The organism is Aquimarina callyspongiae (assembly GCF_034322225.1).
Classification (GTDB): Bacteria; Bacteroidota; Bacteroidia; order Flavobacteriales; family Flavobacteriaceae; genus Aquimarina.
Genome location: NZ_JAXLPA010000003.1, coordinates 681,168 through 694,513 on the forward strand (window position 1 = coordinate 681,168; position 13,346 = coordinate 694,513).

Consider the following 13,346-nt stretch of genomic DNA (forward strand, 5'->3'; position numbering starts at 1 on the left):
ATATTTGCTACGTGAGTAAAAACCTTATCACGCAAAACTTTGCACAGTCTCCGCAATTGCAGAAACTGGGAAATGCTATTGCCCAAACCGAAAGCAAAACCCATCTGCAAGGCCTTATAGGATCTTCTCTATCCTTTGTCATTGAAAATACTTTTAATCAAGCAGACAAACCTTTTCTTTGCATTTTTAATGATAAAGAAGAAGCTGCTTATTACCTCAACGATCTGGAACAACTGTTAGGGGATAAAAATGTATTATTCTATCCCGGCAGTTACCGTAGACCATATCAAATAGAAGAAACAGATAATGCCAATGTACTCCTGAGAGCAGAAGTGCTAAATCGTATTAATTCTAGAAAAAAGCCAGCATTAATCATCACCTACCCTGATGCGTTGTTTGAGAAGGTGGTAACTCGTAAAGAACTAGAGAAAAATACTTTAAAGATCGCTCTTGGAGATACATTATCTCTGGATTTTGTAAATGAAGTGTTGTTTGAATATCAGTTTCAAAGAGTAGATTTTGTTACAGAGCCAGGTGAGTTTTCTGTTCGTGGTGGGATTGTAGATGTATTTTCTTTTAGTAACGATGAACCTTATCGCCTGGAGTTTTTTGGAGATGAAGTTGATAGTATTAGAACTTTTGATGTAGAAACTCAACTTTCTACAGATCAAATCAAAAAAATTACTATCATTCCTAATGTTGAAAACAAAGCATTACAAGAAACCAGAGAAAGCTTTTTAAAATACATTGCTTCTAAAACAGTGGTTCTTGCCAAAGATCTAGATCTGTTATCTTCTAGGATTGATAAAAATTTCATAAAAGCAAAAGAAGCTTTTAAAACTTTATCTGAAGATATCAAACATGCCACTCCCGAAGAGCTTTTTGCTACTTCTGATTTAATAAAAAAGCAATTATTAGACTTTACTTTGGTCGAAATCGGAAACCGTCCTATAACCAAAGCTGATTATGCTATTAAATTTGATATCAAACCACAACCATCATTCAATAAGCAATTCGATTTATTAATTCAGAACCTAAATGAAAATTTCGAAAATGATTATAAGAATTACATCTTTTGTGTAAGTGAACAACAAGCTAAACGTTTTCATGACATATTCGATGATGCTGATTTGGATGTTAAGCAGTATGAAACTATCGTCTTTTCTGCTTTTCAAGGATTTATCGATCACCAACAAAAGATTGCTTGTTATACGGATCATCAAATTTTTGAACGATACCACAAGTTTAATCTTAAAAATGGATATGCAAAAAAGCAGGCCATTACTTTAAAAGAACTTACCAATCTGGAGGTTGGAGATTATGTAACTCATATTGATCACGGGATTGGAAAATTTGGTGGATTACAAAAAATAGATGTAGAAGGCAAAAAACAAGAAGCTATTAAATTGATCTATGGAGAACGAGATGTGTTGTATCTAAGTATTCACTCACTTCATAAGATTTCTAAATATAATGGAAAAGACGGCAAACCACCTCAAATCTATAAACTTGGTTCAAAAGCCTGGAAAACATTAAAACAAAAAACAAAGGCTCGAGTAAAACATATTGCCTTTAACCTAATTCAGCTTTACGCAAAGCGAAAGTTGCAAAAAGGATTTCAATATAATCCAGATAGCTATTTGCAACACGAACTAGAAGCTTCTTTTATTTATGAAGATACGCCAGATCAAAGTACCGCTACAGAAGCAGTAAAAGCAGATATGGAAAGTGAGCGTCCCATGGATCGTTTGATCTGTGGAGATGTAGGGTTTGGTAAAACCGAAGTAGCTATTCGAGCTGCTTTTAAAGCTGTAGATAACGGCAAACAAGTAGCAATACTTGTTCCAACCACAATATTGGCTTTTCAACACGCCAAAACGTTTAGAGAGCGATTAAAAGATTTTCCCGTAGTTGTAGATTATGTAAATCGTTTTAGAACTGCCAAACAAAAACGAGAAACTCTTGAGGACTTAGCAAACGGAAGGGTAGATATCATAATAGGCACTCATCAATTGGTCAATAAAAATGTTAAATTTAAAGATCTTGGATTATTAGTTATTGATGAGGAGCAAAAATTTGGAGTTTCAGTAAAAGATAAGCTGAAAACTATCAAAGAAAATGTAGATACTCTAACACTTACTGCTACACCAATCCCCAGAACATTACAGTTTAGTTTAATGGCAGCACGTGATTTATCTACGATCACTACACCTCCACCCAATCGATATCCTATCGAAACTAATGTTGTTCGATTTAGCGAAGAGACCATTCGAGACGCTGTAATTTATGAAATACAACGTGGTGGACAAGTATTCTTTATTCATAACCGTATTGAAAACATCAAAGAAGTCGCCGGTATGGTACAACGCTTAGTACCTGATGCCAAAGTAGGTGTAGGACACGGACAAATGGATGGTAAAAAATTAGAAGAACTCATGCTTTCTTTTATGAATGGTGAATTTGATGTTCTTATCTCAACTACTATTGTCGAAAGTGGATTAGATGTGCCCAATGCAAACACCATTTTTATTAATAACGCCAATAATTTTGGACTTTCTGATCTACATCAAATGCGAGGACGTGTAGGAAGAAGTAATAAAAAAGCATTTTGTTACTTTATCACACCTCCATATTCTGCTATGACTGATGATGCTCGTAAAAGGATTACTGCCTTAGAACAACATTCAGAATTAGGTAGTGGTTTTAATATTGCCATGAAAGATCTTGAAATCAGAGGTGCTGGTGATTTATTAGGAGGAGAACAAAGTGGATTTATCAATGAAATCGGATTTGATACCTATCAAAAAATTCTGAATGAAGCTATAGAAGAATTAAAAGAAAATGAGTTTAAAGAGTTATATGAAGACACCTCAGAAGATAAAGTTTATTTAAAAGACACTCAAATCGACACTGATTTTGAGTTGTTATTCCCTGATGATTACATCAATAATATTACAGAACGTCTTAATTTATATACCGAACTAAATTCGATCTCTGATGAAAAAGCATTGCAAGAATACGAGAAAAGATTGATCGATCGATTTGGAGAATTACCAGATCAAGCTGTAGATTTATTAGACTCTGTTCGTATAAAATGGATTGCCAAAACAATCGGTATCGAAAAGATTATCATGAAACAAAATAAACTGATCGGTTATTTTATCAGTGATCAACAATCTGGTTTTTATCAAAGTCCTGCATTTAGTAAAGTACTACAATATGTACAACAAAATACGAGAATTTGTAAAATGAAAGAGAAAAATACTAGAAACGGATTGCGATTATTGTTAACTTTTGATAATATAAATGGTGTTGAAAAAGCTTTGAAGGTTTTACAACCTATATCTCCAGAGTCAAAACCTGTGGAAATCTAAAAGTTTTAATAAAAAAATGTTACAATCATTCTGAATCAAGATTTTATAACTAAATTATCATTAAAATATAAGTCTTGTGAAAAATCTGGGGTTCATTATACTTTCTATATTCAATTCAATTATCCTTTTAGGTCAGAACGGTAATTGGGTAGAAAACAAGACTTCCAAAATCTATTATGAAACCTTTGGAGAAGGTGAACCATTATTAATCATTAATGGTGGCCCTGGAATGAACAGTAAAGGTTTTCGCTCCATTGCTCAACTTCTTTCTAAGAATCATAAAACTATCATTTATGATCAACGAGGTACAGGAAACTCTTCACTCACAGTTGTTAATACCTCTACAATTACTATGGATCTGATGGTTGATGATATAGAAAAATTGAGAAATCACTTAAAATTAGATAGCTGGATCGTATTGGGGCATTCTTTTGGAGGAATACTAGGTTCATATTATACTTCAAAACATCCTGAAAAAGTCAAGGGCTTAGTTCTTTCCTCGTCTGGAGGTTTGGATCTGGAACTGTTGAATTATGTAGGTCAAAACATCAGAGAAAAACTATCTGATAATGAAGCCAAAAACTTACAAATATGGACGCAAAAAATTAATCAGGGAGATACCACATATCATGCACGATTACAAAGAGGCAAAGCATTAGCTCCTGCCTATGTTGTCAATAAAAAACACGTACCAGTAATTGCAGAACGATTGACTCAAGGAAATCAATCAATCAATACATTGGTATTTCAGGATTTACGTAAAATCAACTATGATTGTACTGAAACCTTAAAATCATACAACAAACCTGTACTAATTATCCAGGGAAATAAAGATATTATAGATGCTAAAACTGCCAACAAAACACATCAGGTCTTTTCTAACTCCAAACTCGTGCTATTAGATGACTGCGGGCATTATGGATGGCTAGACAAAAAAGAAGAGTATTTATCCGAAATTGACTCTTTTCTTGAAAATCTATGAATTTATAAAAACCTGTAAACGTTAAGTTTCTATGGGTTTATGTAGAAAAAACCTTAACTGTCTTTACATTTCGAGGTAAGCCTCGGAGAATTAAACTCTACAATGTGGATTAAATTTCTATTCGACGACAGAAAACTGCATTTCACCGCCAGTTAAGTTGCAACTAATCGTTAATAATAATGCACAGCCTTTTTAATGATTAATTTCACTTCAGATTATAAGCGTAAAACCAACTTAAACGATGAAACGAAGAGAAGAATTTAGTTTTTTAAAAGGAACCTGGAATCAGCTAAAAAAAATAAATAATAAGGTACATCAACTTATCAAAGGTATACATAACGATAAGCCATATGCAATAAACTATTCTAACCTAAGAAAAAGGTTTACTGAAGAAATAGAAAACTATAAAAACCATCCAGAGTTAATTGATATAGATGAGTTTTCTATGAATTATACTTTTGGATATCATTACTCAAATAATATCGATAATGTTTTTAGTAAAGAAGCGATGTATATCGAAGTTAAAAGTTACCTTAAAACCATAAAAGTATGGTGCTAAGGATTTTTACAAGTCTTTAAAACTCCTTATTTATTCTCTTCATCTAAGAAAATCGTATTCATAATTATGAAACCATATAAATACATCAATCCATAAAACATCTTCACAAAAAAAATTGGTGTATACATTAGAATAATTCCTATCTTTCAAATTCGAAGAAACACCCTATCTATAGTAGATTGACGGGCAAATGTCGGGTTAAATACGGACGAAAAAATTTGAGAAATTAATTCTGAAACTTAATATTGCTGAACAAAATGAAAATCAATCAGATTATGAAACAGCCAGAATTAGGTCAGAAAATTTCTGAACTCAGAAAGTCTAAAGGACTTACCCAAGAAGAACTGGTAGAACAATGTAATATCAGTGTTAGAACAATACAACGAATAGAAGCTGGTGAAGTAACCCCTAGAAGTTATACTATAAAAACAATTCTATCAGCATTAGATTATGACCTGGAGAGAATCCACACTGAAGATTCAAGGGTTACCAAAGAATTTAAAAAACTTTTTTTACTTGAGATTGACGATGATAAAGAAATTGGTTTTCTTACCAAACAATTAAGTATCGCCTGGATTAGCGGAATCGTATATTTCATACTGGGATTTGCAGAAGTCGCTATAGAATTTTACCGTTTCGAAGAAAATCGAATGGTGGTAAATGATGTTTTTTATATTCTTATAAAACTGGTTATTCTTACATCGGTCATTCTATTTACCCGTGGTTTTGTATTGACTGGTAAAATTTTTAAAAACTATCTGCTCCGGATCACTTCATTTATATTTATCTGTATGGCAGTACTATTTTATGCATACGATATCTTATCTCTATATGTTGGAGATTTCGATTATCGATTCATCCTTGGAGCAGAAGCCATTACTTATGGTATAATTGGTATTCTATTCGGTATATCCATCTTACGTCTTCAAAAAGGTTTAGGACAATTAGCCACAGTTACTGGTATTTTCGAGATCATAAGCTATGGCTTTTTAGTAACAGTTATATTATCCATAGTTGGATTGTTTTTATTAACCCCTACCATTATTCTCGAAGTTATATTGCTATACAAAGTTTCTCAAATGCTTAAAGCCAAGCAGGATGAACTAGCCACTTTGTAAATCATTATTTGTCCTTTTTTATTTTAAAATTATCATTGAATTAGCTTTCAATGACAAGAAATCCTATGTCAAATCTCACCTGTATAAACAGGTTATAAAAACGTATTATAAAATGAAAAATCTAGTTTTATTAATTCTTGCCCTTATTATGAGTTTTCTTAAATCAATGGGGCAAAAACCTGATTACGAAGTTATCTTTTTGGATCAATACTATTCAGAATATATCGCATCTGCCAAACAAAGTGATGAGGATCTTACAGATCTCTATTTAAAGAAAGTACGAACTCCCATTTTTCATAAATATTTTCTAAGTAGCGAATACAATTCTTTTGTTTATGAAGATCTGGCAAGACCTTCATTAGATATCCCTTATTTAGAAAAAACATTAAAAGAAATTGCATCAAATAAAAAACAGATTAAAAAGACGGTTATAAAAGCTCTAAAAGAATGTAATAAACTTCTCAAAAGTGATAAAATGACCATTTATATTTTGCCATCAAGCTCAGAATTAAAAACAATGGTTCAAGATATGAGTGGTGTATTTGGTTTTACTGCCGGAAGCTCACAAGTTTTAATCAGTATAGATCCTACTATTAAAGATTGGCAAAAAATGCTTCCGTATGCGGTAGCTCATGAGTACAATCATACTTATTGGACAAAGAAAAATTTAGCTACAGTAACTAAATGGACTTTATTAGATTATTTAGTGTTCGAAGGTCGAGGAGATTATTTTGCAAAGCTATTATACCCAAAAATAGAAACCCCCTGGACTGAAGCATTAACCGAAGAAAAAAGACAGGAATTATGGCAAAAAATTCAACCTCATCTTGAGAATCAAGATTTTAGTTTTCAAGCAGAGGTGATATTTGGTTCTTATCGGTTTCCTATGTGGGGAGGATACTGCTTAGGTTATGATATTGTACAAAGTAGTTTATCAAAAGATAACTCCTCAACACCAGAAACCTGGATAAATTTTCCTTCAGAACAAATATTAAACTCAAGTACTTACCAGAACAAGTAACTATACTTCAAAACACTTAATAGATTTTTTATTGCCATTTTAAATGATCAGTTTAAAGCTAAATCATTTGAGGTGGCATTTTTATAATAAATAGGTATGACAACAAGTCTCTCTTCTTGTTTTTGGGATTAATTTTTGAGTTAACCAGATGGTCGTATACTAAAAACATCATAATAGCTGTCGTTTGTATTGTAAAGTATACCATTCAGCTATTTTATTTTGACAGCTTTTAAGAATTACAGAATTTCGATTTCATTATAACTAACACAAACGTTTCTAACCAAAGCTTATCTAAAATTATGGATACAACAAAAAACTTACTATACACATAACTATTTTTCAGACCATTATCTACTGTATATATCTATGTAATTCTTGACAATGTCACTTATTATTGATTTTTTGATCAATTATACTTTTAGATATTCTTAAAAAATATAATAGTAAATCGCCATTTCTGACATTAACTCTATTTAGCAATAATATAGATGTTTAAATATTATGTATACCTGGTAATTCTTACCTAACCAATTATTCATTCGAAATTCTTAAAACCAAATTATTTCAAATAGTATAAATCAAGAAGCATTATGATATCTGATTGTTAAACCAATTCTTAATCATTCTACATTTTGTTTAGAAGCAAATTCAAGAATCTTTTAAACAAAACCTACTTACTCTATTTAGAATATAACTTAACTCACTATTCATGAAAACCAAATTTACTTATCAAAAAAGGGGATTCTTTTCCCTTAAAAAATGTAGTGATGCTCTATTAATTATAGCCTGCATTTTTTTTAACATTACCTTTGCTCAGATCGATTCAGAGTCGTATGCTGATTTTTCTCAATCTAGCGATATTTCTCAAAAATCCATTCAAACCAAATCTGCTTTTAAACAACACTTAAAGTCAAAATTTGAATCTCAAAAAACAAATAGTACCTCATTGGTTACCAAAGAGCAGTGGGATGTGTTGTTTCCATATAGATTTGGATCCAAAGACACAGGAAACGGATGGGAGCTTGATCCTGCAGATGATTTTTATACGTATGAATCTTTTATTGAAGCCATCAATAGGATGAGTAATCTTACCGTAACTTTTGATAGAAGGTGTGGTACAAATGCATATAAAATTACCAGAACCGATAAAACCACAGGCGTATCAATAGTTATTAGAACAGATGCTGATTTTGATGCTCCAAGAAATATCAATAAAGAAATTGTTACAGAAGAAGTTGACTATGGCTCTTTTTTACAAGAAGGGGATTTAGAAACAAAGAAAAGAGAGATTTCGGCTTTCTTTGCTAATATTTCTCATGAAACCACTGGAGGTTGGCCAACAGCGCCAGGTGGTCAGTATTCCTGGGGATTACATTTTAGAGAAGAACCTACAAATTCTTCATATGCTTCACCAGATCCTAATTACCCTCCAACTCCTGGTAAATCTTATAAAGGTAGAGGACCGATGCAGCTTTCATACAACTATAATTACGGCCCTGCTAGTGAATTTATTTTTGGAGATAAACAAATCTTACTAGACAACCCTGAAAGAGTTATTGAAGATGCTGCATTAGCATTCCAGACCGCTATATGGTTTTGGATGACACCTCAATACCCAAAACCATCAGCTCATGCGGTAATGATTAATCAATGGACGCCTAACGAGCTTGATCAAACAAAAAACAGGATTCCTGGATTAGGGATGACCGTAAATATAATTAATGGAGGTGTTGAATGTGGTCAAGGAACAGAAAAAGCACAAGTTTTAGATAGAATAGGATACTACGAGAGATTTACTGATATCTATAATATTGGAACCGATATGGATGGAGTTCATGATCTTTCAGATTGTGGGTGTAAAGATATGAGTCCTTATGGTGGAGATGCTGCAGATCTTACAGCAGAACCTTGCGCTCAAAAACCTACTATCTCATTTACGTCGCCAATAAACAACCAGGTAATAGAACAAGTTTCCTTTTCTCCTATCGATGTAACACTATCTGTAGACGAGAAAAATACAGTTTTAGAATCCATTACCACTACAGTAGGCAACCAATCTTTTACTGGTACCTCTTTTTCCTGGACACCTTCGTCTTATGGAACTCAAACTCTTTCTTCTACCGCTACTTTTCAAAATGGATTAACAGCCACTTCTTCTATTAAAGTAATCCTATGGGATGGAGTAAACCTGGATTGTTCAGAAATACCAGAATGGGAATCTAATATCATATATGATAAGCCCAACAACTATGTAAAATACAATAATATTATCTATAGAAATAAGTGGTATGCTGATAGTAGTAATATTCCTGGATCAGCTGAAGTTTGGGAATCTATAAAAGAGTGTAACGGGAATCCTCCTAATGCTGCTCCTGTGGTATCCTGGAATAGCCCAACCAATGCTCAAATTATAGAAACCGAGACTTTAGAAACACTTACTCTTACGGCCACAGCTACAGATAGTGATGGAAATGTGCAATCTTTCTTTTTTGAACATAATGGAACTGTTATCAATGCTACTCAAAATGGAAATCAATATACCGCTGCATTTACACCAACAGCATTTGGTAATGTTTCAATAAAAGCTTCAGCGACTGATAATGAGAATAAAACCACTGAGAGTACCATTACTTTTACGATTAAAGAAAAATCAGGTGCAAATACACCTCCTGTAATTTCTGGGATCGAACCCGCAAACGCTCAGATTATCGAGCAAACTCAATTGACTGCAATTACTTTAAGTGCATTAGCAAATGATGACGTATCAGTTGCTTCTGTGGTATTTTCTGTAAATAATACTACACTAACTCCTACTCAAAATAGTACTGGGGCTTATACCATAAATTGGACTCCCACTGCTTTTGGGTCAGTAACTTTTAAGATAACTGCAACTGATAATGAAGGATTATCTTCTGAAAGCAACACAACTTTTACCATTCAGGAAAAAATTACCGGTGGAGATTGTAATGATATTCCTTCATGGGAAGCAAAAGCATATCCAACCGGCAATACTGAAGTTAGTTATAACGGAAAAGTATATAAAAACAAGTGGTATGCAGAACCTACAGATATTCCAGGAAGTAGCAATGTCTGGGATTATATAAAAGAATGCGATGGGGCTCCGGTAGAATATTGCGGGTCTCAGGAATGGTCTGCATCTGCCACTTATAACACAGGAGATACTGCATATTATGAACAAAAGATATATCGTGCTAAGTGGTGGACACAAAACAATGTTCCAAGCACTAGTAATGAATGGGAATACGTATCAGATTGCCCTATAGCCAATAGGTCAAATGCCAAAGTATACCCTACAACCGTTAAAGATCTTGTTACTATTGAATTATATTCTCCCAAAACAACAGTAATTAAAATCGACTTATACGATTTCTCAGGTAGAAAAATACGTACTATTGAGCGGTTATCATCTACATCTGCTACGAATATTCTTTCTGAGGATCTAACAGATTTAAAAAACGGGCTTTATATCTATAGAATTCGTATAGGTAAAACTGTATACGTAGAAAAATTCATCAAAGAATAAATCAAATTATCAACCAACTACTGGCTCTACTCGCTTAGAGCCAGTTATTTTAATCAATTTATAATTTAAACTCACAAATCATGAAAAAAATAGTACTACTACTTAATTTCTTTCTTTTAAGTATGTTATTACAAGCACAATATCAGTTTCCAGAATGTAATCCAGCATGGGATCCTAATAAAGATCATTATGTACAAGGAGAAAAAGTTTCTTTTGAAGGTCTAAATTATACTGCCAAACATTGGACATCTGCTCAACCTGGAGATCAATCCTGGGAGAGCAATGGAGCTTGTGGAGATGGAGGTTTAGGACCTGACTATACCGGTAATCAGCGTATCATCGGTTACTTACCAACCTGGATTGAAGATTATGATATTAAAAACAACTTTAATCCAGAAGTAGCTACAAATATCAATATCTCTTTTTTAATGTTTAAGCAGAACAATAACGATTATAACAGTAGTGATTTTGCCTCTATAGCATTTAATGAACGAGAACAGAGAAAAGTAGATTCTGTCTTAACGGATTGCAATGTATTATCCAAAGCAAAAGCCAAAAACGTTAAAGTATCTGTTGCATTAGGAGGCGCAACAGATTATGCATTTTTATGGCTGATGACCAAATATCAAAACAATGATCAAAAGTTAGAAGAAATCGCTAATCTTTTAGCAAACTATATAACTTCACGAGATCTGGACGGAATCGATTTGGATTTAGAATGTTGGTGGGCAGATCCTGCTATTTCTGGAACTTCTGATCAAGGAGGTAGAACCAGAGGAGATAAATGGGGTGGTCAGGATCAAGGGCCTCATCCAGCTGGGGTTGGTTTAAAAAAACTCACTCAAAAATTACGAGCCAAATTACCTAACAAACTTATTTCTGCAGCAGTTTTTGGTGCTCCTTGGTATGGAAATAACTATGACGCAGGTATGACCGAATACATGGATTGGTTAGGGTTAATGTCATATGATTTTACTGGATCGTGGAATGAATCTTCTTTTGGACCACACTCAGCTCTGTACAAAGTACCTTTAAACACATATCCCCGTCAATCTGCTGATAATCCAATATACGCTGCTCAGGATGCACTAGAATATTGGTTAGGGATTGCACAACCCGAATGGAATCATGCAGGTGGTCACGGCGTAAAAAAATCCAAATTAGTTATCGGAGTTCCTTTATATGGTTATGATTTTTCAGAAAGAAAACCTAATAACGGAAATGGGTTTAAGTTCGTACCATATAAGGATATCATTGCAGAGTTTCCTAATGCTGCCACAAGTTATGACCCTAAAGATTCCAGGAATCTTGGAGGACATATTGGCCTTAACGGAAAAGATATATACTATAACACTCCTAAACTTGCTGCCGAAAAAATTCGATATACCAAAAATTACGGACATCAAGGTGTTATCGTATGGGAACTTACTCAGGATACAGATTACAACAACTCGTCTAGTATCATGAAAGCAATTAATGAAGAGGCAGGAAATACTGATCCAATAAACAATTCACCTGTAATCACCTGGGAAGCTCCTACAAATGGTCAAGTCATAGAATCTGAAACGTTGCCTTCTGTATCGCTTAAAGCTAAAGCAGTTGATAGTGATGGTACTATTACTTCTTTTAGCTTTAAACACAACAATACTACTATTACTGCAACTCAAAATGGAAGTTCTTATACAGCTGATTTTACTCCTTCGGCTTTTGGAGATATCACTATTACCGCAGTAGCTACTGATGATAAAAATGCTACTTCTCAAAAATCTATTACTTTTACTGTTAAGCAGCCTTCTGATGAAAATACACCTCCAGTTATATCACAAACAACACCACCAAACAATGAGGTCATAGAGCAAACAGAGCTTTCTCAAATTGGTTTATGGGCATCTGTAACTGATAATGACGGAACTAACAATACCGTTGGCTCTGTTGTATTTATGGTTAACGGTGTTACACATACTGCAACGAACACCAGTGATGGGCCTATTTATACTTTGGGTTGGACACCTCCTGCATTTGATACGTATACTTTTAAGATTATCGCAACTGATAACGAAGGATTATCTTCAGAAACAACAACTTCATTTATCATAAAACAAAAATCTACTTCTACTTGTGATGGAATTGCTGAGTGGTCAAGTCAACCTTATCCTACAGCAGGTACAGAAGTAAGTTATAATGGTAAAGTATATAAAAACAAATGGTATGCAGAACCTACTGAAACTCCAGGTAGCAGTAATGTTTGGGAATATGTAAGAGAATGCGACGGAAGTACTTCTACATATTGTGGATCTGAAGAATGGTCGGCTTCGATTGCATACAACACAGGAGAAACTGTACATTATGATCAAAAAATTTATGAAGCCAAATGGTGGACACAAAATAATGTTCCTAATACAAGTAATGAGTGGCAATTCGTATCTGATTGTGTTGTCAATTCTTTAAATAGGTCAAATAAAATCACCTACTCATCTTTGATAAAAGATATTGCAACCTTACAAATAGATCCTGCGCAACCTTCTTGGGTAAGAATCGATGTATATAGTTTCTCTGGAAGGTTGGTTAAAACAATCTTAAATGAGAAAATATCTGAACAGTCTAAAATGATTCAAAAAGACTTATCAGATTTAGAAAGTGGTCTTTACATTTATAAAATAAATATCAATGGGAAAACATATGGTAAAAAATTGGTAAAGGAATAACGGTATTAATAAATAAGGGCGGAATAAATATTCCGCCCTTATT

The 13,346-nt window shown here is 33.5% G+C and carries 7 protein-coding genes; all 7 read left to right on the forward strand.

Annotation, left to right across the window (positions count from 1 at the left end; genetic code table 11):
* The first annotated feature begins 11 nt into the window (after positions 1–11).
* The 7 genes from mfd (at position 12) to U0D62_RS15265 (ending at position 13,303) form a co-directional block, all read left to right on the forward strand.
* Positions 12–3,374, forward strand: coding sequence for a transcription-repair coupling factor (gene mfd, locus U0D62_RS15235; protein ID WP_322288165.1), 3,363 nt, complete (start codon positions 12–14; stop codon positions 3,372–3,374).
* A gap of 76 nt (positions 3,375–3,450) precedes the next feature.
* The gene (locus U0D62_RS15240; RefSeq protein ID WP_322288166.1) at positions 3,451–4,356 is read left to right on the forward strand and encodes an alpha/beta fold hydrolase; all 906 of its coding nucleotides are present in this window, start codon (positions 3,451–3,453) and stop codon (positions 4,354–4,356) included.
* A gap of 241 nt (positions 4,357–4,597) precedes the next feature.
* Entirely contained in the window at positions 4,598–4,915 is a 318-nt protein-coding gene (locus U0D62_RS15245; RefSeq protein WP_322288167.1) for a hypothetical protein, read from the forward strand.
* Between the two features lie 275 nt (positions 4,916–5,190).
* Positions 5,191–6,033 carry a helix-turn-helix domain-containing protein gene (locus U0D62_RS15250; protein ID WP_322288168.1) on the forward strand — a complete coding sequence of 281 codons (843 nt, stop codon included), beginning with the start codon at positions 5,191–5,193 and terminating at the stop codon, positions 6,031–6,033.
* A gap of 112 nt (positions 6,034–6,145) precedes the next feature.
* Positions 6,146–7,054 (forward strand): DUF2268 domain-containing putative Zn-dependent protease, encoded by a 909-nt coding sequence (locus U0D62_RS15255; RefSeq protein ID WP_322288169.1) that lies wholly within the window; start codon positions 6,146–6,148, stop codon positions 7,052–7,054.
* Between the two features lie 709 nt (positions 7,055–7,763).
* On the forward strand, positions 7,764–10,598 hold the full coding sequence (locus tag U0D62_RS15260; protein WP_322288170.1) for a glycoside hydrolase family 19 protein: 2,835 nt from the start codon (positions 7,764–7,766) through the stop codon (positions 10,596–10,598).
* Positions 10,599–10,678: 80 nt separating this feature from the next.
* Positions 10,679–13,303: a glycosyl hydrolase family 18 protein gene (locus U0D62_RS15265; RefSeq protein ID WP_322288171.1), complete on the forward strand. Its 2,625-nt coding sequence runs from the start codon at positions 10,679–10,681 to the stop codon at positions 13,301–13,303.
* Positions 13,304–13,346: the final 43 nt, after the last annotated feature.

Excerpts from the sequence above, each read along its gene's own strand:
- U0D62_RS15260 (WP_322288170.1), top strand. The coding sequence starts at position 7,764 with ATGAAAACCAAATTTACTTATCAAAAAAGGGGATTCTTTTCCCTTAAA.
- U0D62_RS15245 (WP_322288167.1), top strand. The coding sequence starts at position 4,598 with ATGAAACGAAGAGAAGAATTTAGTTTTTTAAAAGGAACCTGGAATCAG.
- U0D62_RS15250 (WP_322288168.1), top strand. The coding sequence starts at position 5,191 with ATGAAACAGCCAGAATTAGGTCAGAAAATTTCTGAACTCAGAAAGTCT.
- U0D62_RS15255 (WP_322288169.1), top strand. The coding sequence starts at position 6,146 with ATGAAAAATCTAGTTTTATTAATTCTTGCCCTTATTATGAGTTTTCTT.
- U0D62_RS15265 (WP_322288171.1), top strand. The coding sequence starts at position 10,679 with ATGAAAAAAATAGTACTACTACTTAATTTCTTTCTTTTAAGTATGTTA.